Annotated in this window: 23 protein-coding genes; 7 read left to right on the forward strand and 16 right to left on the reverse strand. The window is 72.4% G+C overall.

Annotation, left to right across the window (positions count from 1 at the left end; all coding sequences use genetic code 11):
* Positions 1-18: 18 nt before the first annotated feature.
* Positions 19-945 (reverse strand): glutaminase, encoded by a 927-nt coding sequence (locus MUK52_RS12910; RefSeq protein ID WP_114058408.1) that lies wholly within the window; start codon positions 943-945, stop codon positions 19-21.
* Between the two features lie 13 nt (positions 946-958).
* Complete coding sequence (locus MUK52_RS12915) at positions 959-1651, reverse strand: demethylmenaquinone methyltransferase (protein ID WP_114053659.1); 693 nt, start codon at positions 1649-1651, stop codon at positions 959-961.
* Positions 1652-1966: 315 nt separating this feature from the next.
* On the opposite strand from MUK52_RS12915, the gene MUK52_RS12920 reads away from it, so the two are divergent.
* Positions 1967-2908, forward strand: coding sequence for a DUF3152 domain-containing protein (locus tag MUK52_RS12920; protein WP_246042285.1), 942 nt, complete (start codon positions 1967-1969; stop codon positions 2906-2908).
* 62 nt (positions 2909-2970) lie between these two features.
* Positions 2971-3276, forward strand: a complete 306-nt coding sequence (locus MUK52_RS12925; protein WP_114053658.1) for a response regulator transcription factor — start codon at positions 2971-2973, stop codon at positions 3274-3276.
* On the opposite strand, the gene MUK52_RS12930 is transcribed toward MUK52_RS12925, so the two are convergent.
* The 4 genes from MUK52_RS12930 to MUK52_RS12945 all read right to left on the reverse strand — a co-directional run bounded on the left by MUK52_RS12930 (position 3242) and on the right by MUK52_RS12945 (position 8155).
* Positions 3242-3922 (reverse strand): imidazolonepropionase-like domain-containing protein, encoded by a 681-nt coding sequence (locus MUK52_RS12930; RefSeq protein ID WP_284576281.1) that lies wholly within the window; start codon positions 3920-3922, stop codon positions 3242-3244. The genes MUK52_RS12925 and MUK52_RS12930 overlap by 35 nt on opposite strands.
* Before the next feature lie 7 nt (positions 3923-3929).
* Positions 3930-5129 (reverse strand): cyclic dehypoxanthinyl futalosine synthase, encoded by a 1200-nt coding sequence (gene mqnC, locus MUK52_RS12935; protein WP_114053656.1) that lies wholly within the window; start codon positions 5127-5129, stop codon positions 3930-3932.
* Positions 5130-5203: 74 nt separating this feature from the next.
* Positions 5204-6964: a protein kinase domain-containing protein gene (locus tag MUK52_RS12940; protein ID WP_284581701.1), complete on the reverse strand. Its 1761-nt coding sequence runs from the start codon at positions 6962-6964 to the stop codon at positions 5204-5206.
* Positions 6965-7306: 342 nt separating this feature from the next.
* A complete protein-coding gene (locus MUK52_RS12945; RefSeq protein WP_114053654.1) occupies positions 7307-8155 on the reverse strand; it encodes a menaquinone biosynthetic enzyme MqnA/MqnD family protein in 849 nt (282 codons plus the stop codon).
* Between the two features lie 239 nt (positions 8156-8394).
* Between MUK52_RS12945 and MUK52_RS12950 the strand changes: the two genes are divergently transcribed.
* Positions 8395-8598, forward strand: a complete 204-nt coding sequence (locus tag MUK52_RS12950; RefSeq protein ID WP_030012116.1) for a cold-shock protein — start codon at positions 8395-8397, stop codon at positions 8596-8598.
* Between the two features lie 198 nt (positions 8599-8796).
* On the opposite strand, the gene MUK52_RS12955 is transcribed toward MUK52_RS12950, so the two are convergent.
* The 4 genes from MUK52_RS12955 to MUK52_RS12970 all read right to left on the reverse strand — a co-directional run bounded on the left by MUK52_RS12955 (position 8797) and on the right by MUK52_RS12970 (position 15091).
* Positions 8797-10449: a lytic transglycosylase domain-containing protein gene (locus tag MUK52_RS12955; protein ID WP_284576283.1), complete on the reverse strand. Its 1653-nt coding sequence runs from the start codon at positions 10447-10449 to the stop codon at positions 8797-8799.
* A 431-nt stretch (positions 10450-10880) separates the two neighbouring features.
* Complete coding sequence (locus MUK52_RS12960; RefSeq protein ID WP_114053653.1) at positions 10881-11462, reverse strand: TetR/AcrR family transcriptional regulator; 582 nt, start codon at positions 11460-11462, stop codon at positions 10881-10883.
* A gap of 68 nt (positions 11463-11530) precedes the next feature.
* Entirely contained in the window at positions 11531-12421 is an 891-nt protein-coding gene (locus MUK52_RS12965) for an SDR family NAD(P)-dependent oxidoreductase (RefSeq protein WP_114053652.1), read from the reverse strand.
* Positions 12422-13552: 1131 nt separating this feature from the next.
* Complete coding sequence (locus MUK52_RS12970) at positions 13553-15091, reverse strand: alpha/beta hydrolase (RefSeq protein ID WP_284576284.1); 1539 nt, start codon at positions 15089-15091, stop codon at positions 13553-13555.
* Between the two features lie 273 nt (positions 15092-15364).
* Here MUK52_RS12970 and MUK52_RS12975 point away from each other — a divergent pair, with 273 nt between their 5' ends.
* Genes MUK52_RS12975 through MUK52_RS12990 form a run of 4 tightly spaced genes read left to right on the forward strand, consistent with a single transcriptional unit; the run spans position 15365 to position 19048 of the window.
* On the forward strand, positions 15365-15799 hold the full coding sequence (locus MUK52_RS12975; RefSeq protein ID WP_246042281.1) for a hypothetical protein: 435 nt from the start codon (positions 15365-15367) through the stop codon (positions 15797-15799).
* A gap of 35 nt (positions 15800-15834) precedes the next feature.
* On the forward strand, positions 15835-17904 hold the full coding sequence (locus MUK52_RS12980; protein WP_284576285.1) for a hypothetical protein: 2070 nt from the start codon (positions 15835-15837) through the stop codon (positions 17902-17904).
* Positions 17905-17942: 38 nt separating this feature from the next.
* Positions 17943-18434, forward strand: a complete 492-nt coding sequence (locus MUK52_RS12985; RefSeq protein WP_284576286.1) for a hypothetical protein — start codon at positions 17943-17945, stop codon at positions 18432-18434.
* A 56-nt stretch (positions 18435-18490) separates the two neighbouring features.
* The gene (locus MUK52_RS12990) at positions 18491-19048 is read left to right on the forward strand and encodes a hypothetical protein (RefSeq protein ID WP_284576287.1); all 558 of its coding nucleotides are present in this window, start codon (positions 18491-18493) and stop codon (positions 19046-19048) included.
* A 16-nt stretch (positions 19049-19064) separates the two neighbouring features.
* Here MUK52_RS12990 and MUK52_RS12995 read toward each other — a convergent pair whose 3' ends face one another.
* The 6 genes from MUK52_RS12995 to mqnE all read right to left on the reverse strand — a co-directional run bounded on the left by MUK52_RS12995 (position 19065) and on the right by mqnE (position 26282).
* A complete protein-coding gene (locus MUK52_RS12995) occupies positions 19065-20942 on the reverse strand; it encodes an AMP-dependent synthetase/ligase (protein ID WP_284576288.1) in 1878 nt (625 codons plus the stop codon).
* A gap of 266 nt (positions 20943-21208) precedes the next feature.
* The gene (locus MUK52_RS13000; RefSeq protein ID WP_284576289.1) at positions 21209-21961 is read right to left on the reverse strand and encodes a hypothetical protein; all 753 of its coding nucleotides are present in this window, start codon (positions 21959-21961) and stop codon (positions 21209-21211) included.
* Between the two features lie 259 nt (positions 21962-22220).
* Positions 22221-23546, reverse strand: coding sequence for a dicarboxylate/amino acid:cation symporter (locus MUK52_RS13005; RefSeq protein WP_114053645.1), 1326 nt, complete (start codon positions 23544-23546; stop codon positions 22221-22223).
* 388 nt (positions 23547-23934) lie between these two features.
* Positions 23935-24246 (reverse strand): DUF4229 domain-containing protein, encoded by a 312-nt coding sequence (locus MUK52_RS13010; RefSeq protein ID WP_502963563.1) that lies wholly within the window; start codon positions 24244-24246, stop codon positions 23935-23937.
* Between the two features lie 135 nt (positions 24247-24381).
* On the reverse strand, positions 24382-24906 hold the full coding sequence (locus tag MUK52_RS13015; RefSeq protein ID WP_284576290.1) for a GNAT family N-acetyltransferase: 525 nt from the start codon (positions 24904-24906) through the stop codon (positions 24382-24384).
* 212 nt (positions 24907-25118) lie between these two features.
* Positions 25119-26282 carry an aminofutalosine synthase MqnE gene (mqnE, locus tag MUK52_RS13020; RefSeq protein ID WP_114053643.1) on the reverse strand — a complete coding sequence of 388 codons (1164 nt, stop codon included), beginning with the start codon at positions 26280-26282 and terminating at the stop codon, positions 25119-25121.
* Positions 26283-26324: the final 42 nt, after the last annotated feature.

Below are 26324 nucleotides of genomic sequence, written 5' to 3' on the forward strand. Positions count from 1 at the left end.
GCCGGCCGCGCCGGACGGTCAGAAGACGGACAGCCCGGTCAGGGTCGTGAAGCGGTCGAGCGCGGCCACGCCCGCCACCGAGTTGCCCCGGCTGTCCAGGCCGGGGCTCCACACGGCGAGCGCGCACCGGCCGGGGACGACCGCGACGATCCCGCCGCCCACCCCGCTCTTGCCCGGGAGGCCCACCCGGTAGGCGAAGTCCCCGGCCGCGTCGTACGTCCCGCAGGTCAGCATCACCGCGTTGACCTGCTTGGCCTCGCTGCGGGTCAGCAGCCGCGAGCCGTCGGCGCGCAGCCCGTGCCGGGCCAGGAACAGGCCCGCGCGGGCCAGGTCCGCGCAGCTCATCGCGATCGAACACTGCCAGAAGTAGTGGTCGAGCAGGGCGGGCACGGGGTTGTCGATGTTCCCGTAGGAGGCCATGAAGTGGGCCAGCGCCGCGTTGCGGTCGCCGTGCTCGTGCTCGGAGGCGGCGACCTCGGCGTCGAAGGAGACGTCCGGATTGCCGCTCTCCGCGCGGAGGAACTCCAGGAGTTCGCTGCTGGCGTCGCCGGTCAGGGTCTGGAGCCGGTCGGTGACGACGAGGGCGCCCGCGTTGATGAACGGGTTGCGGGGGATGCCGTTCTCGTGCTCCAGCTGCACCAGCGAGTTGAACGGGTTGCCCGACGGCTCCCGGCCGACCCGCCGCCACAGGCTGTCGCCGCCCTCGGCCAGCGCCAGGGCCAGCGCGAACACCTTGGTGATCGACTGGGCGGAGAACGGCACCCGCCAGTCCCCCACCCCGTGGACGTTCCCGTCGAGGTCGGCGACCGCCATGCCGAAGTGGCGCGGGTCCACCTCGGCGAGGGCCGGGATGTACTCGGCGGGCGTGCCGCTGCCGATCAGCGGGGCGACGTCCGCCGCGATCCGCTCCAGCAGTCCCGCGAGGTCCTGGGCTCCGGTGTCCACCGCCACCGCCCGCTCAGGCCTTGAAGCCGCGGTGCAGGGCGACGATGCCGCCGCTGAGGTTGCGCCAGGCCACCCGGGACCAGCCGGCCTTCTGCAGCAGCGCCGCCAGCGCGGGCTGCTCGGGCCACTCGCGGATCGACTCCGCGAGGTACACGTACGCGTCGGGGTTGGAGGACACGGCCCGCGCGACCGGCGGCAGCGCGCGCATCAGGTACTCCGTGTACACGGTGCGGAAGGGCGCCCACGTCGGCTGGGAGAACTCGCAGATGACGACCTGCCCGCCGCGCCGGGTCACCCGGTACATCTCGCGGAGCGCGCCCTCGGTGTCCTGGACGTTGCGCAGCCCGAAGGAGATCGTCACCGTGTCGAAGACACCGTCGGCGAAGGGCAGCCGGGTGGCGTCGCCCGCGGTCAGCGGCAGCCAGGCGTGGCGCTTCTTGCCCTCGCGGAGCATGCCGAGGGAGAAGTCGCAGGGGACGACGTACGCACCGGTCGCGGCGAACGGCAGGGAGGACGTCGCGGTTCCGGCGGCGAGGTCGAGCACCTTCTGGCCGGGGCGGGCGGCGACCGCCCGGGCGACCTCCCTGCGCCAGAGGCGGGCCTGTCCGAGGGAGAGCACGTCGTTGGTGAGGTCGTAGTTCGCCGCGACCCCGTCGAACATGGAGGCGACTTCGTGCGGCTGCTTGTCCAGGGATGCGCGGGTCACTGGCGTGGGCCCCTCAGATGGTCCGGAGTACGTACTCCCCCATCCTCTCAGGCCGCCCGCCCCCGCCGCGGCGGGGCCACCCCCGCGCCCGGCGGCCGGCGGCCGGCCTGCCGGCCCCGCGCCCCGGGTGCGGGCCGACTGTCCGCCGGCACCCCGGCGTTACCGGCACGTACTGGCCCCGAGGACAGTTACGCGCAGGCGGTGCGGCAGGGTTTACTGGGGCGGCGCGGCCCGGTGACGGTCACCACCCGCGGTTCCCCGGCCGCCCCGCGCGGCCCGGAAACCATGCGGCAGCCGCGAGCAAAGGGCTTCAGCATGCCGGCAGGCCGCAGCGCCACGGGCCGCACCACCACCCGACGCCGCACCTCCGCGGCAGCATCCGCACCCCGCGGGCCGCGCGCCCGCCGCCGCGCCGAGCGGCGCAGGCGGCTCCGCCGCACCCTCCTCGTCTCGGCTTCCTCCGTCGCCGCCGCGGCCGCCCTGTGGACCGCCTGGCCGTCGCCGGAGACGGCGGCCGTCGCGAACGGGCGGGGCGCCGCGGCCAAGGCCTCCGGCGAACCCGACACCTCCACCCACACCGAGGACGGCGGCGCCTCCCGCTCCTCCGGCTCCGGCGGCCGCAGCCCCGCCGCATCCCCCTCGCCCTCCTCCTCCCCCTCGCCGCAGCCCTCCGGGAAGGCCGGTGCCGTCCCGACCTCCGGAGACGGCGTCTTCACCCCCTCCACCCGCACGGGGCAGCCGCAGGGCAAGGGCCCCGCCCGCCGCTGGCGCGTCGAGGTCGAGGGCGGCAGCGGCATCGACCCGAACACCGCCGCGCAGGCCGTCGAGGCGATACTCGGCGACAAGCGCGGCTGGATCCGGGACCCCGCGTACGGCTTCCAGCTCGTCGGCGCCGGACAGCCGGTGGACTTCACCGTGAAGATCGCCACCCCGAAGACCACCGACCGGCTGTGCGAGGTCGTCACCCCGGAGCTCGTCGGCGAGACGAACTGCCGCGCCGGACACGACGTCGTCGTCAACCTCAAGCGCTGGCAGGAGGGTTCGCCGCAGTTCAAGGGCCCGGTGGAGGAGTACCGGGCGCTGATCGTCAACCACGAGGTGGGGCACGAGCTGGGCCGCGGGCACGAGTCCTGCCCGGCCCCCGGCAAGCCTGCGCCGGCGATGATGCAGCAGATCAGGGGGCTGTTCGGCTGCGTCGCGAACGCATGGCCGTACACCGAGAACGGAACCTACTTGTCCGGTCCCGCCGTCCCTTAGAGCAGGGAGATCCGGTGAGTCGACCGTCCGGGCCGTGACGGCCGGGGGCGAGGAGTGGAAACGTGCGTGTCGTCAGCTTCAGCGTCCCGGCCTGGTTCCCGGCGTACGGGAGGGAGACGACGGCCCGCCGCTCCGAGGTCCAGCTGACCGAGCAGGAGTCGGCCGTCTTCCTGTGCCTGGCGACCGGCGCGTCGAACGCCGAGCTCGCCCGCGAACTCCACCTGTCCGTCAGCACGGTGAAGTTCCACGTCCACAACATACGGGCCAAGCTGGGCGGGATCAGCCGCCTCCAGGCGTGCCTGCTGGCCGCCCTGGCCCGCCAGGAGGGGACGCTCAGCGCCGGCGGTGCAGCAGCCGTCCGCCGATGACGGTGGCCACGCACTCCGCGGACCCCGCCTCGCGCAGGGACCCGGCCGCGGCAGCGAACACCGCGAACCGGGCGGGCCCGCCGGCCGCCACGACCCCGTGGAAGGCGTCCCGGACATCGGCCGGGCCCTCGAACGGATCCGCCGGCACCGCCCGGCGCACCCCGGGCGCCGCACCGGGCGCCCCGGGCGCCCCTTCGCCCGCGGCCGGAGGCAGCAGTTCCAGGCCCGAGCGGGCCACCGCCGTCCGCACCGCCGGGACCGTCAGCCGCCCCGACACCGCCACGACCCCGCGGGCCAGCAGCCTCTGCGTGGCGCGCCGCGCGCTGTTGCCGCGGCGGGCCTCCGTCAGCGCCAGCGCGGCCAGCTCCGCGGCGCCGGTGATCGGCTCGGTGCCGAGCCGGTCCGCCTCGAACTGCCCGTCCGGGTAGTACGCCTCCTCCAGCAGCTCCCGCGCCCCGTGCACCACGAGCCCCGGGGTGAGCAGGCCGGGCCAGCGCCGCACCCGCGCCTGCGGGGCGCGCGCGCCGAGCTCCTCGTACGGGCCGACCGCGGTGATCCGCCCGCCGTCGACGAGGACCGCCCCGCCGGGCAGCGGCTCGGCCCCGCGCCCGGTGAGGAGGACGTCGGCGCAGTGCAGCGTCAGCACGGCCGCATCACTCGGCGGGGATGAGCTTCAGCTCGGGGTGGGCGGTGCCGCCCTCGATCGCGACGGACGAGATGTGCGAGACGACGCGGTGGTCGACCGGGTCGTCCGCCGGGTCCGTGTGCACCGCGAGGTGCTCGTACGTCGTGGCGCGCTGGGCGGGGACGCGGCCCGCCTTGCGGATCAGGTCGATGATCTCGTGCCGGTTGGAGCGGTGCCTGGCGCCCGCCGAGGAGACGACGTTCTCCTCCAGCATGATCGAGCCGAGGTCGTCCGCGCCGTAGTGCAGTGACAGCTGTCCGGCCTCCTTGCCGACCGTCAGCCAGGAGCCCTGGATGTGCGCGACATTGTCGAGGAAGAGGCGCGCGACCGCGATCATCCGCAGGTACTCGAAGACGGTCGCCTGGGTGCGGCCCTTGAGGTGGTTGTTCTCCGGCTGGTACGTGTACGGGATGAACGCCCGGAAGCCGCCCGTCCGGTCCTGCACGTCGCGGATCATCCGCAGGTGCTCGATCCGCTCGGCGTTGGTCTCGCCGGTGCCCATCAGCATGGTGGAGGTGGACTCGACGCCCAGGGTGTGCGCCAGCTCCATGATCTCCAGCCAGCGCTCGCCGGACTCCTTCAGCGGGGCGATGGCCTTGCGGGGCCGCGCCGGCAGCAGCTCGGCTCCGGCGCCCGCGAAGGAGTCCAGGCCGGCCGCGTGGATGCGGCGGATGGCCTCCTCGGCGCCGACCCCCGAGATGCGGGCCATGTGCTCGACCTCGGACGCGCCGAGGGAGTGGATGACCAGCTGCGGGAACGCCTTCTTGATCGCGGAGAAGTGCTCCTCGTAGTACTCCACGCCGAAGTCCGGGTGGTGGCCGCCCTGGAACATGATCTGCGTGCCGCCGAGCTCCACGGTCTCCGCGCAGCGGCGCAGGATGTCGTCGAGGTCGCGGGTCCAGCCCTTCCGCGTGTCCTTCGGGGCCGCGTAGAAGGCGCAGAACTTGCAGGCCGTCACACAGACGTTGGTGTAGTTGATGTTCCGCTCGATGATGTACGTCGCGATGTGCTCCGTGCCCGCGTAGCGGCGGCGGCGCGCGGCGTCGGCGGCCGAGCCGAGGGCGTGCAGGGGGGCGTGCCGGTAGAGGTCGAGCGCCTCCTCCGCGGAGATCCGGCCCCCCTCGGCGGCGCGGTCGAGGACAGACTGGAGAGCGGCCTGGTCGGTCACCGGTGCGTCACCCTTCGGCGGTGTGTCAAGAGGTCCGGACCGATCCAGCCTACGCCAGGGCCCGGACCGGGAAATCACCGGATGCGGGTCAGGTCCCCCTCGGGGTTTCCGGCGGCCGCGTCGCCCGACTTGTAGTGCAGGGTGCCGTTGTCGTTGAGGGAGAAGCGCTCGTCGGAGGAGCCGTTCGAGCAGATGCCGGGAGCCGGGTTGGGGCCGCCCGACGTGTCGAGGACCAGCGAGCGGTCGGTCGCGGAGACCAGCTTCCAGTCGCCGCTGCAGTCCGTGCCGAGCAGCGGCAGCACCGACTTGTCCCGGCCGACGACCTCCCCGGTGCGGCCCGCCCTGATGGTGATCTCGAACTCGGCGGGGACGCCCATGCGGGCCGTGGTCACCGTGCCCTTCCAGGTCCCGACCAGCTCCTTGGGGACGTCGGCGCGCGCCTTCGGCGCCGACGGGCCGGGCGTGGCGGGCGAGGCGGGGCCCTCGCCCGAGGCCGACGGCGGGCGGGCGCCCGCGTCCCGGCCGCTGCCGCCGGTGCCGGGGAGGAGCCCCAGCCCGTACAGGCCGCCGGAGAGCGCCGAGACGAAGGCGGCCGCGGCGAGGACCACGGTGCAGCTGACGCGCCGCCCGGCCGCCGTGAAGGCAAGGCTGCGCCCGGCGGCCCGGCCGCTGCCCTCTCCGCCCGCGCCGGTGCCGGCACCGGCACCGGCACCGGCACCGCCCGTAGCGGAGCCGGCGGCCCCGGAGCCGGCGGCGCGCGGCCCGGGCAGGGCGCCGCCCGCGGTCTGCGTCGGCGCACCGTACGGGCCCGCCGGCGCGTCGTACCCGGGGCCGGCCGGGCCGCCGTACGAGGGGTCGGGCGCCCCGAAGGCGCCGGCGGCGGCCCCGTACGCGGGCGTGGTGAAGGGGACCGGGCCCGAGGCGGCCTCCTGCTGCGGGCCGGGCTCCCCGGCCTCCAGGTCGAGCAGGGCGACGGCCGCCCGGCTCGCGTCCTCCAGCACGGCCGCGGGGAGCCGCCCGGGGGCGAGCAGCGCCCCGTCGAACGCGTCCGCGACGGCCTGCGGTGCGGGCCGGGCCGCGGCGTCCTTCGCCAGGCACGCGGCGACCAGGTCGCGCAGCGGGCCGGCCGGGACGGCGTCGAGGTCCGGCGGCTCGTGCACCACCTTGTAGAGGAGAGTCGCCGAGTGGTCCCCGCTGAACGGGGGCCGGCCCGACGCGGCGAACGCCAGCACCGCGCCGAGGGAGAAGACGTCGGAGGCGCCGGTGACACCGCGGCCGAGGATCTGCTCGGGGGACATGTAGCCGGGCGAGCCGACGGAGACCCCGGTGGAGGTGAGGGAGGCGGTGCCGTCCGTGGCCCGCGCGATGCCGAAGTCGATCAGGCGGGGGCCGTCGGGGGTGAGCATCACGTTCGACGGCTTCACGTCGCGGTGGACGAGGCCCAGCGCGTGGACGGCGGACAGGGCGCGGGCCAGGCCCTCGCCGAGGGCGCGCACGGCCGGCTCGGGCAGCGGCCCGTGGGCGGCGACCGCCGCGCCGAGGGACGGCCCGGCGACGTACCCGGTGGCCACCCACGGCACCGGCGCGTCGGGGTCGGCGTCGAGGACGGGCGCGGTCCACTCGCCGCCGACCCGGCGGGCGGCCTCGACCTCGCGGCGGAACCGGGCGCGGAACTCGGCGTCGGCGGCGAAGTGCGGGTGCACGACCTTGACGGCGACCGTACGGCCGCCCCCGCTGCGGCCCAGGTAGACGCGCCCCATGCCGCCCGCCCCGAGCCGCCCCAGCAGCCGGTACGCGCCGATGGTCCGCGGTTCGCCGGCTTCGAGCGGCTGCAACACGTCCCCTCCCCCGTGGTCCGGGCCCCCCGGGGCCCCTCTACTCGCTGCGCGGGCTGATCACCGTGTGCTGATCGCCAGCCGCCACCTTAGGCGGGCCTGGCGCCCGCCGGGGCGGATCCGGCGCGCTCGGGGCCGGCGGGCGGGGGCAGTATTCCCCGTGGGCGGGGGCCTAAGGGGACGGCGCGGATAAACGGGGCGGGCGCACACCGCATGAATGAAGGGCGAATTCCCGATAAACGGATCACGCCGCGGAGATCGCCGACCGCACCCGTCGCGAGGACCGGAGCGGAACGGGAGCGGAACCGGGGCAACCGCCCGGAAATCGATCACACCGCCTGATCAGACTTTCAGCAGCTCCACCGCCACGTCCGCCGGATAGCCCGTCGGGGAACCCGTACGGCGCGCGAATTCCCGTACGCCCGCCAACTGTTCAGGGCCGAAACGGAAGTCGAGCGTCGTGAAGTACCGCTCCAGCAGGGCGGCGTCGAAGGCCTCCCAGCGCGCGGCCTGCTCGGCGACCTTGGCGACCTCCTCCAGGGAGATGTCCCGCGAGTCGAGGAACGCCCCGTGCACCTGCCGCACCACGGCCGGCTCGCGCTCCAGGTAGTCCTTCCGGGCCGCCCACACGGCGAACACGAACGGCAGCCCGGTCCACTCCTTCCACATCTGCCCCAGGTCGTGGACCTCCAGCCCGAGCCGCGGCGCATCGTGCAGCGAGGCCCGCAGCGCGGCGTCCCCGATCAGCACCGCCGCGTCCGCCTCCTGCATCATCAGCCCCAGGTCGGGCGGGCAGGTGTAGTAGTCGGGGCGCACCCCGTACTGCTCGGAGAGCAGCAGCTGCGCCAGGCGGACGGACGTGCGGGAGGTCGAGCCGAGCGCGACGCGCGCCCCGTCCAGCCGCTCCAGCGGCACCTGCGAGACGATCACGCAGGACATGACCGGGCCGTCGCAGCCGACCGCGAGATCGGGGAACGCGACGAGCCCGTCGGCATGGCGGAGGAACTCCACCAGGGTGATCGGCGCGATGTCGAGACGGCCGCGGACGAGGTGCTCGCTCAGCTTCTCCGGCGTGTCCTTGGTCAGCTCCAGGTCCAGCAGCGTGCCGGTTCTGGCCAGCCCCCAGTACAGGGGAAGGCAGTTCAGGAACTGAATGTGGCCCACCCGGGGCCGGCTGCGATACACGTCCACATCGCGAGACTAGCTGGCGGCCCCGCGTCAGCCTTCGCGCGGGTCTCAAACGTCCGGGTGACGTGATCTTTCCCTCTGGTCTCGGCCGCGGTGTGCATGCTAGGCTCGACGCAAGTTGCAGTTTGGTTTCCCTTGCAGTACGAGGCCTGCGGAGAATGTGACCCGCGGGCTTTTGTAGTTTTCAGACTTCTTAGCAGGTTCTGGAGCAGGGCGACCCTTTGGCCCATATAGGAGGGCTCATGGCTACCGGAACCGTGAAGTGGTTCAACGCTGAAAAGGGCTTCGGCTTCATCGCCCAGGACGGCGGCGGCCCGGATGTCTTCGTCCACTACTCCGCGATCAACGCGTCTGGCTTCCGCTCCCTCGAGGAGAACCAGACCGTGAACTTCGACGTCACCCAGGGTCCGAAGGGCCCGCAGGCGGAGAACGTCACCCCGGCCTAATGCCCGGGGCCAACCATCGCGGTTGGAAAGCACCACCCAAGGAGCCCTGCCTCCTCCGCACGAGCGGAGGAGGCAGGGCTCCTGCCTTTTCCCGGCCCGATCGGGGCTCGGCAGGGGGAAGCGAAACGGCGGCCGCCCGCCACCGTCAGGGGAACGGTGCCGGGCGGCCGCCTCTGGTCCTGCGGTCCTGCGATCCGCCTACCGCCGGGCGGAGGCCGCCGCCGGGGCCTTCGGAGTCTCCGGGGCCTTCGGCTCCGGGCTCTCGCCGGAGTCGGCCTTCGCAGTCACCTCCAGCTTCAGCAGCAGCACCACGTTCTCCTTCGTGGTCAGCCGCACGTGGTAGATGCCGGGGGCGACGTCGGCCGTGAGCAGCTCGGGCAGCGCGATCACACCGTCGGCATCCGACGGGTCGAGCTCCACCCGGAACAGCTTCTCGCCTTCCTTCGCGCCCTCGAAGTACGGGCCCTTCGCCTCCGCCGGGTCCACCGGCACCCACGCGCCGGCCTCGTTCTTCTCGACCAGTTCGGCGGTGGCCTGCGTACCCGCCACCGGCTTGCCGGCTGCCGTGGCCTTCACCCGGACGCCTTCCAGCGGCGTCCCGGCGACGACCTCCAGCGGCTTGTCCGCGCCCTTACCGGTCGGCGCCAGCAGGTCGGCGACCGGGGCCGGCTTCGGGGTGACGGTGCCGGTGAGGTTCACCGTGAACTGGCGGGTGGTGTCGTAGCCGGAGGCGCGCAGTGTGAACGTGCCGCCCTTCGGGCCGGCCTTGAGGCCCGGCGCGGCCGCGATGCCCTGCGCGTCCGTCTGGACCACGAGGTGCGAGCGGCCCTCCGTCCCGAAGTGGGTGCCGCCGGTGGTGTCCTCCTCGACGGCGAACAGCACGTGCTGCCCGACGGCCGGCTTGCCGTCGCTGAGCAGCGCCTTGACGCGCGGCACCGCGGTGAACGCCGTACCGGCCTCCGCCTTCAGCGCGGCGCCGTCGACCGCCTCCAGCTTCGCCAGCTGCGCGGGCGCGGGCTTCTCCGGCTCCGGCTTGGGCTTCGGCTTCTCGGGCGTCGGCTGCGGGGCCGGCTTGGCGGGCGTGGTCGCCGGCGTCGACGGCTTCGCCGGCGTGGCGGGCCGCGGGGTCGGGAGCACCGGCGTCGCCGGCGTCGGGTACGTCCCGACGGGCGGGTTCGCGACCTCGGTCGCGCCGCTCTGGTACTGGCGCATGTAGCCGAGCACCGTGTTCACGTACTCGCGCGAGTTGTTGTAGCTGAGGATCGCGCGGTCGAGCTGCGCCGGGTCGGAGAGCTTGCGGTCGCCGGCGCACAGGTAGAGCCCGGCGCCGAGCGCCGCGTCGTAGATGTTGTTCGGGTCGCGCTTGGAGTCGCCGTTGCCGTCGGCGCCCCAGGTGGCCCAGGTCGAGGGGATGAACTGCATCGGGCCGACGGCCCGGTCGTACGCGGTGTCGCCGTCGTACTCGCCCTTGTCGGTGTCCTTGATCTCGGCGAAGCCCTGGCCGTTGAGCTGGGGGCCGCGGATCGGCTTCTCGGTGTAGCCGTCGGCCTTGAGCCCGTACCCGGAGGCGTGGACGGACTCCACGCGGCCGATGCCGGCGAGCAGCTGCCAGGGCAGCTTGCAGTTCGGCAGCGCGGCGGCGACCGCCGTCTCGGCGCGCTTGTACGCGTCGAGGGCGGTCGCGGGTATCCCGCTGGCCCCCTCGCCCGCGACCGCCCCGCCGGCCGGCGGCACGGCCGGGTCGGCGACGTCCTGCGGCAGGTCGAGCCGGGCGTCACCGCGGTCGGTGGCCTGCGGGCTGTCCGGGGTGGGCTCGGACTCGCCCGCATCGGCGGTCGGCGGGTTGGTCACGACGGCGGCGGTCGTGAGACTGGCCGCGAGCGCGGCCGTACACAGGACCTTGCGCGAGGTGTTGACAAGGTGACGGTGAAGCGGCTTCACAGTGCGGCGATCCCCCCAAGGCGGCCGGCAGGTTGTACGGCGGGTCGAGCCGTGAATATTCACTGTCTATCAGGTATTCCAAGACGACTCACCGCCGCCCCGGCACTTCCATCACACCATTCGTCTCGTCTTCCACCCCGCAACCGACAGAACGCCCAGGAGGCGGCGGGGCAGGGGCATTTGGGCGGTTTCGACGGGGTGTGGCGGGGTGCGGGGGAAAGGGCAGGAGCCGAGCCGAGCTCTCGGAATCGAAGACGCGCCGACAGAGGGGGCGAGAGCGAAACCCGACGACTCGGGGTCGGTTGATGCCGGGGGTGTCCCGGCAGCTGCGGCAGGGGATCTCACACCGTCGTCGGTGTGGCTCGCAGGCCGCCGAGCAATGCGGCCAGGTAGCGGTGCGCGGTGTCGATCCGGTCCGCGGGAGCGCTGCCGTGTACCTGTACGGCGTAGGCGATGCCGCACATGAGCGGGACCAGATCGGCTGCGGCCAGGTCGGGACGGACCGCCCCGGCCGCGCGGGCCCGGTCGAGAAGTGCGCTGCCTGTCGACCACAGGGACTCCTTGAGTTCCGTGGTGCGTGGCAGGGCGTCGACGGAAGCGGCGGCAACCGGCGCCAGGGAGGCGTCGGTGACCTGCGCCTCGACGGTGCGGGTCAGGAAGCTCTCCAGCGCCCGCCAGGCGTCGGTGTCGGCCAGCGCCTGCCTGCCGTGGGCGGTCAGGGCCTCCAGGCGGGGGGTGGCGACGGTCTCCAGGAGCGCCTCGGGCGTGGCGAAGTGGCGGTAGACGGTGCCGACTCCGAGTCCGGTGCGGCGGGCGACGTCGTTGAGCTGCAACGGTGTGCCCTGGTCGACCAGTTCGCGGGCGACGGCCACGATCCGGTCCCAGTTGCGGGCCGCGTCCTTGCGCAGTGGTGTCGTCGGCATGGGGACATACTAATTGGATAGCTCATCCGGATGGCCCCGCCGCCCGTGCCGGGGCCGGGCTTGGCGGGTCAGGGCGCCACGAGGGGCGCGTGCTGCCGGCTGAGTCGGCGCACGGCATCGGCGACGCGGGGGTCGGTGGCCGCGCGCAACGGCGTTGCCGGGCGTGCGGTGGCGCCGATGACGATGCCCGTCCGGCCTGCCAGGGACTCGTCAGTGGCGGCGGCGATGGAGGACTTCGCCGCCTCGGATGCCGGGCCCGCGGTGGAGCGTTCGAACGTGCGGCGCACCAGCGGCCACAGCAGCCGCAGGGCCGGTGAGACGATCTTCGGGTCGGACAGGGTGCCGTTGGTCATGTCGGTCGCGGCGCCTCCGGGGTCGGCGGCGAAGACCGAGACGCCCGAGCCGTCGAGCCGTGACGCCAGGTCGAGCGTGTAGGCGAGGTTCGCGAGCTTGGCGCGGCCATACCAGTGGAAGCCGTAGTAGCCGCCGGGCGGCTCGACGGCGTCGAACACCCGCTTGGCGACACCGACCGCACCCGAGGTCACGTTCACAATCCTGCTCGGCGCACCGGCCGTGAGCGTGGGCAGCAGCAGTTCCGTCAGCAGGTACGGCGAAAGGTGGTTGACGACGAACGACGCCTCCACACCGTCCAGCTCCTGTCGATCCGCGAACATCGCCCCGACGTTGTTCACCAGCACGGCCAGCGGTTCGCCGGAGGCGGCGTGGTCGCCGGCTATCCGGTCGGCGAGCGCGCGCACGCCGTCGAGCGAGCCGAGGTCGGCGGGCAGGAACCGGGCAGAACCCGCCGGGTTCACCGCGCCGATCCGCTCGACCGCCCGGGCGCCCCGCTCGGCACTGCGCCCGACCACGGTGACTGAGAATCCGGCGGCAGCCAGCCCCAGAGCGGTCTCCAGGCCGATGCCGGCGGTCCCGGCCGTGACCACAGCCGTCTTCCCCATACGTTCCTCCAGCCCAGTGATTCGGATAGACCATCCGCTTATTGGCGACAGTACCACAACCGGATGACTCATCCGTTTGTGGTACCACACGGGGCTGTGCCGCCCTGCGAAGCCCTCGCAAGCACCAGACCCCGAAGCCTTCAGCGGGCGGGTCCGACATGGCCCCGGAGCAGGCCCGGCCTAGGTGGATGCCGCACGCGAGCGAGTCGAGCGGTCCCGGGTAGGGCGGGAGGAGCTCGTGTCGGTGCCGGCCGAGGAGAGTCCGGTGGATACGACGGTTTCCGTGCCGTCTGGTGGTGAGATCGCAGCTGCCGTGGGATCGGGCGGCTCCAGCGCGGGGGCTGGCGAGAGGCCGCCGGTGTGGCGGCCGGGCATGGGCGAGGATCTGCTCGGCGTCCAGATGATCAACCGCTGCCGCTCGAACAAGATCCGGTTTGCCACAAGGCGCTCAACGGCTGGGGCGGGGCGGCAGTCGCCACCGGGGCCGTCAGTTCAGCGGCTGGCTGCACCCTGCTGGCTGCTGCGGTGGACCACGAAGCGCCCCAGCTAGCTTCCCGCCCTCCACCTCCGGCGGCCAGCCGCCGGACTGACAGCGCCCCTGTAGGGATCTGCCGCGCGCCCCGGCCCCTGACGGCCGCCGGGCGCCGAGCCGAGGGCGCCCACGTAGCGATCCGACGCGCTCCTGTCTCCGGATGATGCTCTGGACGTCGTTTCGCTACGTCACGGCCCACCCTGCTCCCGCCGACGGGTCTGCTGATGCCGGTGAGGTGAAAGGGGCCCGCGGGGCGGGAGGGCAGGGGCTCTGATGGCCCTGAATGGTCCAGGTACCCCCTGGCCGTTCCCCTGGGGGCGTCCCGGCAGAAAAAATGCCTCCGGGGCGGGTCGGTCGGTCAAGGGTCGCCCGAAGGGCCATCGCGCAGCGACGCGCCCAACGGGCGCGCCCTTGAGGGACCGGCACGCCCCGGACACCATCAACTGCCCGGGACACCCCCAGTACCACTCCCCACCCCGACCCATCGGCCCCCGCCCACACCGCCCCCCGCCGCTGAGCCTCGGCTCCGACCCATCGGCTCCCGCCGACGTGCGTCCCGCGTCACACCCCCGACCCCGACCCACCGGCTCCCCCTCCCCCTACTCCACCCCCGGGCACGACCGCGTCCCCGACGCCAATTCGCCGTCGACCAGGAACGCGTCCGCGTACGCACGGACGCACGCGGACGCCGTGTAGGCGGTGTGCCCGTCGCCCTTGTAGTCCAGGACGACCGCCGACCCCAGGCGCTGTGCCGTCTCCTCCGTCCACCGGTACGGGGTGGCCGGGTCGCCGCGGGTGCCGATCAGCAGCATGCGCGGGGCTCCCGGGTGGTCGATCTTCCGGAGGAAGTCGGTGCCCGCGGGCCGGCCGTAGCACGCCAGGACCGTGCCGAGTTGGCGCGGCCCGAAGATGCGCGAGGCCTGGCGGAACCGGTCCCGCAGTCCGGCGATCCGCCGCTCGACGACGGCGGGCGCGGCCTTGTCACTGCCGCGGTCGGGGTCGTCCGCGCAGTTCACGGCAGCCATGGCGGCCTCGGCGTTGTCCATCGGGACGGGGGCGGGGTCGGGGTCGGGCTCGGCTTCGAGGTCGGCCGGGACGCCCTCGGCAGGGGTCGCGAGGCGCAGGAGGCCGGTGGGGTCGTCGTGGCGTTCGACCCGGGCCAGAGCGTCGGCGAGCGCCGGCCACGACGTACGGGAGTACAGCGCGGCGGCGATGGCGGTGACGGCGTGCTGGCCGGTGAAGACGGCCCCGTCGGCATCGACGAGGGGATGTACGTCGAGGTAGGCGACGAGGCTGTCGGCGCGCTCCTTGGCGGCGCGGGTGTTCGTCCCGTACACGCAGCCTTCGGCCCGGCGGGTGCACCAGGCGAGGAAGTTCTCCAGCGCCCGCTGCTGGCCCTCGGCGGAGACGAGCGCCTGCTCGGTCAGCGTCTCGACGAGGGTGTCGACGCCGTCGAGGACCATCCGGCCGACACGGTGCGGGTATTGGGCGGCGTAGACGGCGCCGAGGCGGGTCCCGTACGAGAAGCCGAGGTAGTTCAGCTTCGCCTCGCCGAGGGCGCGGCGGATGAGGTCCATGTCGCGGGAGACGTGCACGGTGCCGATGTACGGCAGGACCCGGCCCGAGGCGCGCTCGCAGCGTTCGACGACGGCGCGCAGCGCCGCCAGTTGCGCGGCGGCGTCGCCGCGGGCCGCTCCGGGGTCGGGCGCCATGGAGCCCCCGCAGGTGACGGGGGCGCTGCGGCCGACGCCTCGGGGGTCGAAGGAGACGAGGTCGTACCGCTCGCCGAGGTCGGCGAAGGCCTTGGCGTCGGCGGCGAGACCCTCGACGCCGGGGGCGCCCGGCCCGCCGAAGTTGAGGAGCAGCGACCCGAGGCGTTGCGCACGCGGTCCGCTGGCGGGGATGGAGGCGAGGGCGAGGTCGATGGTGCCCTTGGCGGGGTCGGCGTGGTCGAGGGGCACCGCGAGGGACCCGCAGCGCATGCCGTCCGGCACGGGCTGCCCGGGGCAGGGACCCCACCGGATCCGGGACGCGGCGGGCGTCGCCGCGGGGGCCGGGCGCTGCGGGTCGGCGGGCAGTACGGCGAGGGCGAGCAGGCAGGCTGCGCCGACCACGGCGCCGGTGCGGGCACGGTGCACTGCACACTCCTCGGGCCGGCCCCCCGATCCCGTCAGCCCACGATAAACGCCCCACCCCGCGCCCGCCCCCGGAGCAGTCGGACTCCCCTCCCCTCACATGTCTCACCTGCGACAACACGCCAAATGGGGGACTGCACTGTCCGGTTCCGGACATCTTTGCGGCTGTTTCTCCGGAAGCCCGGAGCCCGCCCACACCCCCTGGTAGCGTCGCGTTCCGTTGCGAACGCGACGGCAAAGACAGACGTCGGCAAAGAGGGCCGACGGGGGGACACCATGGGTTTCGAACAGGACTGGCGCCAGCCGCCGGCCACCTCATCCGAGCACGGGTCCATGCGGCTGAACTCCGCGCCGCCGTCCGGGCCTCTCCTTCCCGGCGCCCAGGACTTCGGGTCGACGCCCGCCGAGAAGAAGACCGCGGCGAACACCATCGAGAACGACCTGGAACCGAGCACCAAGAAGGCCGGGGACCACGCGGACGAGGCGTCGAACGGCACGGTGAAGGCCTTCGACGGGTGGAGCACCGCAGCCGGTCTGAAGAAGGTGCTGGAAACCTGGGACCGGCAGGTGACCGGGTTGATGGGCAGGCTGGCATCCGAGAAGACCGCCTTGCGCGGCACGTCGAACATGTTCCTGCGCAACGACATCACGACCGGCGAGGGGTTCAATCTCGTGAAGCCCGCTCCGGACTCGAAGCTGAACGGGATCTAGGGGGCGGAGCAACCGTGCTGACGTATCACGAGGTCATGACGACGGACTTCGGGCACCTGCTCACTGCCGCGACCAAGTGGGATTCCATGGCCGGTGAGTTCAAGAAGGTCGAGGAACGCTACCGCGACAGCGTCCAGAAGATCACCATGGGCGGGCAGGCGTGGACCGGTGTGAGCGCCGGTGCAGCCCACACCAACTTCGCGGGCACCCGCTACGAGTACACGGCCGCGCAGACACAGGCGAAGGCCATCGCCGGACTGCTGCGTGACGCGCACGAGCAGTTCACCGACCTGAAGAAGAAGGTCGAGTCGGCCCGCGACGACGCGGTGAAGGCCGGTATGAAGGTCTCCGACCAGGGCCGGTGCAGCTTCGACTACGCGAAGGTGGACGCGGCCACGGCGAACGCGGCCCGGCATGATCCGGACCTGAAGAACACCGAGAACGCCTGGACACAGCACATCGACAGCGCGGTCCGCGCTCTGGACGACGCCGACCAGGGTGTGAAGATCGCACTGGAGGCGGCCTGCGCGGACGGCTACGGCGACAAGAACGACACCACGCTGGGCACGGGCTTCAACGGTGCGGCGCAGGGCGACGTCGAGGTGTACGAGGCGCGGAACGCCGAGAGCATCGCCACGCGCCTGGCCGGGGGCGAGAAGATCCCGCCTGCCGAGATGGCGGAGCTCCAGCGGTCCTTCCGCGACAACTCGGGCAAGCCCGAGTTCAGCCAGGTGTTCATCAACGGGCTGGGTGCGAAGGGCACGATCGAGCTGACGAACCGGCTCAGCGACGAGATCCACGTCAGGAACCCCGCGAACAAGGGGGACTACACGGATCTCCAGAAGGGCCTGGGGGCGACGCTCGCCTCGGCGACGAAGGACCCGAACTCGGAGACGTACAAGAAGTTCCGGGCCGACATGCAGAAGGAGGGACTGGAGCGCCGAAACACCTCCTTCACGGACACGCGACTGGAGAAGGTGTACGGCTACCAGTCCCTGGTCACGCTGATGAGCCAGGGCGGGGGCGACTACTCGAAGCAGTTCCTGCACGACATCGGCGACGACATCATGAAGGCGGAGAAGGACAGGGACGACATCTGGGTCATGAAGGGCGGCGCGTACAGCGGGGAGCGGACCGGCTGGTTCGCCAACGACCCGATGGACGGGCTGCTCGGCGTGATGAGCCACAACCCGGAGGCGTCGGCTTCGTACCTGAAGGACGAGGACCGGATGAAGCACCTCATGGAGCGGAACTGGGAGGTGGTCCTGCAGGCGAACGAGCACGGCAACGCCGTCCACTACTCCCCCGGGCTCGACAAGGACGAGAGGGCAGGCTTCTCGGCAGCGCTGGTGGCCGGCGCCACCGGCATCGACCCTTCCTCGGACAACCCGAAGTTCGTCGAGCACTCCGCCGACAACAAGGCCGTCTTCAAGAACGCGATCAGCGAGTTCGCGGAAGCCGGCGACGACCTCCCCGAATCCCTGCGCGAGCCGATGTCCACCATCCTGGTGAACCACTCCGGCACGGTGCACGAGGTCACCAGCAGCGTGGACATGCGGTCCCTGCCGGTCGAGCAGAACGACATGTACGAGGTCATCAAGCAGGTCTCCAAGGACCAGGAGGCCTACGGAAACCTGAACGCCGGAATCAACCAGGCCATGGTCCACGAGATCCACGAGACGGGAAAAAAGCACCCTGAGGAATCTCTCTTGCGTGCCGCCCGGACGGTGGGTTTCCTGGAACAGGCCCGCACGGACGCCGTCGGGCCGGCGGAGCAAGCCGCCTGGGACGAGAAATGGATGTTCGACACAGCGATCGGCTACCTGCCCGCCTACGACTCGGAAGTCCAGGCAGGCTTCGACTACGTGGTCGACAAGTGGCTGGCGGATGAGCAGAAGCACATCGACAAAGCCTTCGCGGACGGGACCTACGAGGCCTTCCAGAAGCGCACTAATCAGCTGATGGCGCTGACGGATGAGTGGATGCGTCAGCACGACCAGGAGGGCGACCGGTTCAGGCACCAGTCCGCAGTGGACGAGGCCGCCGGGGCTGGTGCCGCCCGCGCCAAGGCCGTTGCCCCACCGGAGAGTGGAGCCGCAAAATGAGGTGGTCGCTAGCTGAGGTAGCTACAGGTACCACCCTGATGGTAGCCCTCGTGGCCTGCGGCACCGCTGACGAGGCCATCCCAGGGAAGATCTGCGGCACACCCATCTCCCCCGATCTATCCGGGCCGCTGTTGAGGCCGCACGGAAAGATCGAAGAGGCCAGCATGGTGGACCGAAACCAACCGAAGGTAACAGCGCCTTGTGTCATCACCGTGGACGGTAAACGTGCGCTGAACTTCCGCTTCGGTTGGCACGAAGGCCCACCTGGGGACCTGCTGACATACTCTCGCGAGAACAAAGTCTTGGAGCTCACGGAGCCCGCCAGGGTGGACCTCGGCTTCGAGGACTCCGTGCTCGGCAACGAAGGAGCCACGGCCACAGCCCCCTGCAAGACAGCAGAGGGCGACCACTTCACCCTCACTGTGCAGGTACTGCGGGCCGACAAACTGAAGCGCACTCTCCGGCCCGCCGTCGAGGCGTTCATGCGCACCTACATGGCGGAAACCCTGAAAACCCTGAACTGCGGCTGAGACCTGCAGACCCGGAACTACCCTGAACGCCGGCAATCACCGACAGGGGAACTGTCATGATCTCCGCACGAGCCGTGACCGCACCAAGTCGAGTTACGGCTGCGGCCACCGCAGGTGCCGTCCTCCTCCTGGCTCTAACAGCATGCCGCACTGCCGATAAAGCCCTGCCCGAGGCGATATGCGGCACGCCCATCTCTCCCGACCTATCCGGTCCACTGCTGCGCCCACACGGGAAGATCGTCGAGGGAAATCTGCTGAAGCAGCCGAGGCCTGGGTTGATTCCCTGTGAGGTGCTTGTGGACGGTAAGCGCGCCCTCACGATCCGGTTCGGCTTTCACGACGGCCTACCGGCCGACCTGCTGGTCCGCTCCCGCGAAAGCACGATCGTCGGGCTGACGGACCCGGTGCGGGTGGACCTCGGCTTCGAGGACTCCGTGCTCGGCAATGAGGGCGCCGCCGCCACGGCCCCGTGCAAGACGGCCGGCGGCGACCACTTCACCTTCAAGATGAAGGTGAACCGGGCCAGCCCGCTGAAGCGGGATCTTCGGCCTCACGTCGAGGCGTTCACGCGTGCCTACATGGCGGACACCATGAAGACCCTCGGCTGCCGTTGAGTCGCCGCCACGGCGTTCAGGGCTGTTGCCCGTACAGGGCGTCTATCTCCTCCGCGTAGTCGCGGACGATCGCGGCGCGGCGGAGTTTCAGCGACGGGGTGAGGTGGCCCCTCGCCTCGGTGAACTCGCCCGGCAGGACCGCGAATCTGCGGATCGACTCCGCGCGGGAGACCAGGCGGTTCGCGTCGTCCACGGCGCGTTGGAGTTCGGCCAGGAGGTCCGGGGCGCGGAGAAGTTCGCGGGTCGGGACGCCTTCGCGGCGCCGCATCGCGCGCCAGTGGGCGATGCCGTCGGGTTCCAGGGTGATCAGGGCGGTGACGTACGGCCTGTTGTCGCCGACGACGAGGCACTGGCCGACGAGGGGGTGTGCGCGCAGCCAGTCCTCCAGGGGGGCGGGGGCGACGTTCTTGCCGGCGGAGGTGATGATCAGGTCCTTCTTGCGGCCGGTGATGGTGAGGTAGCCGTCGGCGTCGAGTTCGCCGATGTCGCCGGTGGCGAGCCAGCCGTCGGGGCGGGTGGGCGGCTGTGCGGTGTTCCAGTAGCCGGCGAAGACGTGGCGGCCGCGGAGGAGGATCTCGCCGTCGTCGGCGATGCGGACGGCGGTGCCGGGGAGGGGCCAGCCGACGGTCCCGAGGCGCGGTTTCTGCGGCGGGGTCACCGTACTGGCGCCGGTCGTCTCGGTCAGTCCGTAGCCCTCGAAGACGTCGATGCCGGCCCCTGTGTAGAAGGCGGCGAGGCGTCGGCCGAGGGGTGAGCCGCCGCTGATGACGTAGCGGACGTGGCCGCCGAGGGCGGCGCGGATGCGGCGGTAGACGAGGGGGTCGTACAGGGCGCGGGCAGTGCGCAGGCCGATGCCGGGGCGGCCGTTCTCGGCGGCTTCGCCGTAGCGGCGGGCGATGCGGGCGGCGCGGTCGAAGGAGGAGGCGCGGCCCATGCGCTCGGCGGTGGCGCGGGCGGTGTTGTAGACCTTCTCCAGCACGTACGGGATGGCGAGGAGGAACGTCGGGCGGAAGCCGGCCAGGTCGGCGAGGAGGTCGTCGGTGCTGATGCTGGGCGCGTGGCCGATGCGGACGCGGGCGCGGAGGCAGCCGACGGCGACCATGCGGCCGAAGACGTGGGAGAGCGGGAGGAAGAGGAGGGTGGAGGCGGGCTCGGTGGTGGCGGAGCGGAAGACGGGGTGGAGGAGTTCGACGGCGTTGTCGGCTTCGGCGAAGAAGTTGCCGTGGGTGAGGACGCACCCCTTGGGCCGGCCGGTGGTGCCGGAGGTGTAGATGAGGGTGGCGACCGATTCGGGCGTCCGGGCGGCGCGGCGGGCGTGGACGACGGCGTCGGGAATGTGCTCGCCGGCCTTGGCGAGCCGGGTCAGGGCGCCCGTGTCGAACTCCCACAGGTGGGCCAGCCAGGGCAGGTTGGCGCGTTCGGCGCTGATGAGGCGGGCCTGGGCGGTGTCCTCGACGGCGCAGGCGACGGCGCCTGAGTCCTGGATGATCCAGCGCGCCTGGAGGGCGGAGGAGGTCGGGTAGACGGGTACGGTGACGAGTCCGGCGGCCCAGGCGGCGAAGTCGAGCAGGGTCCACTCGTAGGTGGTGCGGGCCATGAGCGCGAGCCGGTCGCCCTCGCGGAGCCCCTCGGCGATGAGGCCCTTGGCGACGGCGAGCACCTCCGCGGCGAACGCGGCGGCGGTGACGTCGTGCCAGGTGCCGTCGGGGTGCTTGCGGGAGAGGACGACGGTGTTGGGGGCCTCGCGGGCGTTGTGGAAGGGGATGTCCGCGAGCGAGCCGCCGGCGGGGACGGTGGCCAGCGGCGGGACCTCCACCTGGCGCACGACTCCGTCGACGACGGTCCGTACGGGCTCCACCGGTTTGGGGGCGGCCCGCATGACGTCCGCGTTCATGGCGCTCTCCTCCGCTCGACACGGGAGTTACCGCGTACCGCGTTCACCGCGTTACCGCCGGTAATTTACCCACGGGTAACGGGGCTGGGCCAGACCCCGGTGAGCGGAGTTGGCGGAGGAAGAGCGGAGGAACGGGGAAGGGCCGGCCCGGCCGCTGCCGATGCCGGCCCAGGCGGCGGCCGGGCCCCAGGCGGCGGCCAGGCCGCCCGCCGCCGTCGGCCGGCCCCGGACCGCCGTCCCGTCGGTCGGCCCGGACCGCCGTCCCGTCAGCCGGGAGCCCGGGTGCAGAGGTGCACGGATTCGCTGCCGCCGCGCTCGCGGTGGACGATGCGCAGCACCCCGTCCCGGTAGGTCGCCTGCAACTGCTGGCCGTCGCCGGTGTCCTTGTGGCCGGGCGGCTTCCACGGGAGCAGCAGGGAGGCGCCCTCACCGACCTCCTTCGGGACGGTGAGGGCCTCGCCGCCGGTGAGCCGGTTGACGCCCTTGGGGGCGGCGTGGACGTCGATGCGCAGGTGGCCGCCGCGCAGCAGCCAGGATCCGGCCCAGGTGACCGGCTTGCCGTCGGCGCCGTCCCAGTCGATGGTGAAGCCGCCGTTGCCGCCGCCGTCGGCGAGGACGGTGGCCGTTCCGGTGACGGTCGGGCCGCCGGGCGTCGTGGATTCCAGCCGCCACCCGCCCTTGGCGAAGGCATCGAACGCCCTGGCCAACACCCCGGCGGTGGTCGGGCCGGGCTCCGCGGACGCGGAGCCGGCGCCCGGGGCGGCGGTCCCTGGGGGCGCCGTCGGTGCGGCCGTCGAGGGGGCGGGCGCCGGGCCCGTGCTGCCGGCCGGGGCGGGCGCCGCGCCCGTACCGCCCGAGCCGGCCGTCCCCGCGCCCTTCCCCGTGCAGGCTGCCGCGAGGGCGGCGCCCGCGCCGAGCGCGAGGTAGCGCAGCGCGTTGCGCCTCCCGATCAGGCGGGCTGCCGCCCGGGCCGCCGCCTGGGCCGCCCGTATGTCCTGCATTGCCTTCACCCGTGCCATCAGGCCCCCGTTTCCTGCTCGTTGGACAACGGTCGCCGACTATAGGGCCGGCCCGCGGCCCGGAACCGCGCCGGGGGTGGGCGGCGTCCTGCGCCGGGCCTGGGCCCGGCTGGCTGCGTACGGCCGCCCCGGTGTGAGCCGCGGCGTGCGCGGACAGCGCCGCAGCCCCCGCCCGGACGCGGCGTGCGCGGACAGCGCCGCAGCCCCCGCCCGGACGGGGCGGGGGCTGCGGCGGAGGTGGGGCCTGGGCCGGACGGGGTCAGGCGGCGGGTGCGACCGCGGCGCGACCGTCGAGCGGGGAGGCCTCGTCCAGCGGGGAGGAGGAGGCTCCGGCGTAGGCCTCCTTGTCCAGGATGCCTTCGCGGGCGGCGACCACGACCGGGACCAGCGCCTGGCCGGTGACGTTGGTCGCGGTGCGGACCATGTCGAGGATCGGGTCGATCGCCATCAGCAGGCCGACGCCCTCCAGGGGCAGGCCCAGGGTGGAGAGGGTCAGGGTCAGCATGACCGTGGCGCCGGTGAGGCCGGCGGTGGCGGCCGAGCCGACGACCGAGACGAAGGCGATCAGCAGGTAGTCGGTGATCGTCAGCTGCACGTCGAAGATCTGCGCGATGAAGATCGCGGCGAGGGCCGGGTAGATCGCGGCGCAGCCGTCCATCTTCGTGGTGGCGCCGAACGGGACGGCGAAGGAGGTGTACTCCTTCGGGACGCCGAGGCGCTCGGTGACCTTCTGCGTCAGCGGCATCGTGCCGACGGAGGAGCGGGAGACGAAGGCCAGCTGGATGGCCGGCCAGGCGCCCTTGAAGAAGTGGATCGGGTTGACCTTGGCGACGAGCGCGAGCAGCAGCGGGTAGACGCCGAACATCACGAGCGCGGAGCCGACGTACACGTCGGCGGTGAAGGTGGCGTACTTGCCGATGAGGTCCCAGCCGTAGCTGGCGATCGCGGTGCCGATGAGGCCGACGGTGCCGATCGGGGCGAGGCGGATGACCCACCACAGCGCCTTCTGGAGGAGCTGGAGGATCGATTCGGCAAGGGTCAGGACGGGCTGCGCCTTGTCGCCGAGCTGGAGGGCGGCGATGCCGGCGACGGCGGCGAGGAAGACGATCTGCAGGACGTTCAGCTCGGTGAACGGCGTGACGATGTCGGTCGGCACGATGCCGGTCAGGAAGTCCAGCCAGGAGCCGGTGCGCTTGGGCAGCTGGCCGTCCTGCGGGGTCAGGCCGGTGCCTGCGCCGGGGTTCGTGAGGAGGCCGATCGCGAGGCCGATGCCGACCGCGATCAGCGACGTGATCATGAACCAGAGCAGGGTGCGCGAGGCGAGGCGGGCGGCGTTGTTGACCTTCCGCAGGTTGGTGACGGACACCAGGATCGCGAAGAACACGAGCGGGGCGACGGCCAGCTTCAGCAGCTGGACGAAGAGGTCGCCGACCTTCTCCAGGGTGGTGGCGAGCCAGCTGACGTCCTGGGTGCGGGCGAGCCAGCCGAACAGGACGCCGAGCACGAGACCGGTGACGATCTGCGCCCAGAAGGGGAACGTGAAGGAGGCCTTGGCGGGGGCCTGGGGGGTCGCGGACACGGACACTCTCCGAGTGGGGGGCACAGCAGGGGTGGGGAAAGGGGTGTGTGGGTTCAGCGACAGCCGCAACAGGCCGCGGACACACAGCGGCAGAGGTCGACGTGCAGGCGCGCCACGAGCGGGACGCTCGTGATCATTTGGGGCGCAACCGGGGTCAACATGTTTAACACGCTAACACTTTCCCTTTGAGAAACTCAAAGGCGGACTTTGAGCCAAGGTCATCAAGCGCCCGCGGCCCCCTTCCCCAGGGCCGGGACCGCCCCCGGAAACGCCGAAGCCCCGGCGGCCGGGGGTGTTCCCGGCGCCGGGGCGCTCGTCGTGTGCCGTGTGAGGAAGCCGACTCTCGGATCCTCAGGTGCCCAGACCCTCAGGCCGTCAGGCCCTCGGCCGGGCCTCAGGAGCCGGCGCGGGCGGCGTCGTCGGCCGCGTCCTCCTGGGAGCGGTTGGCCGCGAGGCGCCCCTTGGCACCGGCGACGCGCTCGGAGATCTGCGCGGACATCTCGTCGCGCTGGCGGCGCAGCAGGACGAACGACAGCGGGGCGGAGAGGACCAGCGCGAGGAGCACGACCCAGGCGGGGTTCGCGTCGCCGAGGCCCGCGGGGACCCAGCCCACGTTGACCAGGACGGCCACGAGGAGGAGGCATCCGACGAAGATGCCCAGGCGCATCGCGGTGTAGCGGATCGTCGCGCTCGGCTTGAAGGACACGGTGACCCCTTCTTCGGTTCGTCGGTTTCGTCGTGGCGTGTCCGTCCAGTGAAGCACGCCCGTACCGCACCCGGCGCCGCCGGGGTCGGCCCCCTGCGCCGCCGAGTGCGGCGCAGGGCCCGCGGTGGGCGTGAGTCAGTGCAGCGGCAGCAGCATGATGATCTCGTCGCGGTCGTCGCCGGGGGCCGCGCGGATGGCGTCCGGGATGCGGCCGACCTCCTTGTAGCCGCAGGCGGCGTAGAAGTGCTCCAGGCCCAGGCCGCCGCGGCAGGAGAGCCGGATCGCCTCGACTCCGTCGAGGGTGCGGGCGGCGTCGGCGACGGCCTCCATCAGGGCGCGGCCGGCGCCGCGGCCCTGGAGGGCGGGGTCGACCATGACGGTGTACGCCCACACCCAGTGGGCCATCAGCCGGTGCGTGTTGAGCGCGAGGAAGGCGCAGGCGCGGACGCGCCCGTCGGCGTCGCGGCCGACGACGAGGCGGTGGCGGCCCTCGGCCATGGCGACGAGGTGCTTGACCATCTCGGGGCGGATGTCGTCCTGCGTCACCGGCGCCACGAAACCGACGGCGCCGCCGGCGTTGCTGACGTCCGTCCAGAGATCGACGATCCCCTCGCGCAGGGCGGGGTCGACGACCGGATCAACCGTGAAGGTAAGAGTCACAGGCCAAGATTATCTATTACGAGCCTGCCGGACAACGGGGCACGGATCAACGGCGCGCCGCCCGGGCCCCGCGGCAACGCGAAGGCCCCGGCCTCCGTACGGAGACCGGGGCCTGGGGCCGGGGGCCTGGGGCCGGGGGCCTGGGGCCGGGCCTGCGCCCCGGGCCTGAGCCCGGGGCCACGCATGCGGGCAGCCGCGCGCCCGCCGCCGGGTCAGACGCGCATCGCCTGCGGCGTCTCGCGCAGCGACGCGTCCGGGCCGGGGTACTCGCGGATGACCTCGTAGCGCGTGTTGCGCTCGACGGGCCGGAAGCCGGCCTCGCGGATGAGCTCCAGCAGGTCGTCGCGGGTCAGCTTGTTCGGGGTGCCGTAGTTGTCCGCGTCGTGGGTGATCTTGTACTCGACGACCGAGCCGTCCATGTCGTCGGCGCCGTGCTGGAGCGCCAGCTGGGCCGTCTGGAGGCCGTGCATCACCCAGAAGACCTTGACGTGCTGCACGTTGTCGAAGAGCAGCCGCGAGACGGCGAAGGTCTTCAGCGCCTCGGCGCCCGTGGCCATCGTCGTGCGGGCCTGGAGCCGGTTGCGGACCTTGCCGTCCTTCATGTCGACGAAGTCGTGCTGGTACCGCAGCGGGATGAAGACCTGGAAGCCGCCGGTCTCGTCCTGGAGCTCGCGCAGCCGGAGCACGTGGTCGACGCGGTGGCGCGGCTCCTCGATGTGCCCGTACAGCATCGTGCTCGGGGTCTTCAGACCCTTCTCGTGCGCGAGCCGGTGGATGCGCGACCAGTCTTCCCAGTGGGTGCGGTGGTCGACGATGTGCTGGCGGACCTCCCAGTCGAAGATCTCCGCGCCGCCGCCGGTGAGGGACTCCAGCCCGGCCTCGATGAGCTCGTCCAGGATGTCGGAGGCCGACATCCCGGAGATCGTCTCGAAGTGGTGGATCTCGGTCGCCGTGAACGCCTTCAGCGAGACGTTCGGCAGCGCCTCCTTCAGCGCGGACAGCGAGCGCGGGTAGTACCGCCAGGGCAGGCTCGGGTGCAGGCCGTTGACGATGTGCAGCTCGGTGAGGTTCTCGCTCTCCATGGCCTTGGCCAGGCGGACGGCCTCCTCGATGCGCATCGTGTACGCGTCCTTCTCGCCCGGCTTGCGCTGGAAGGAGCAGTAGGCGCACGACGCGGTGCACACGTTCGTCATGTTGAGGTGGCGGTTGACGTTGAAGTGGACGACGTCGCCGTTCTTGCGGGTGCGCACCTCGTGGGCGAGGCCGCCCAGCCAGGCCAGGTCGTCGGACTCGTAGAGGGCGATACCGTCCTCACGGGTCAGCCGCTCGCCGGAGCGGACCTTCTCCTCCAGCTCGCGCTTCAGCCCAGCGTCCATCGGCCGGTCGCCTCCTCAGTGTCCTGCTCTGCCCGGTAGGGC

This window comes from Streptomyces sp. 2P-4 (genome assembly GCF_030167965.1).
Taxonomy (GTDB): domain Bacteria; phylum Actinomycetota; class Actinomycetes; order Streptomycetales; family Streptomycetaceae; genus Streptomyces; species Streptomyces globosus_A.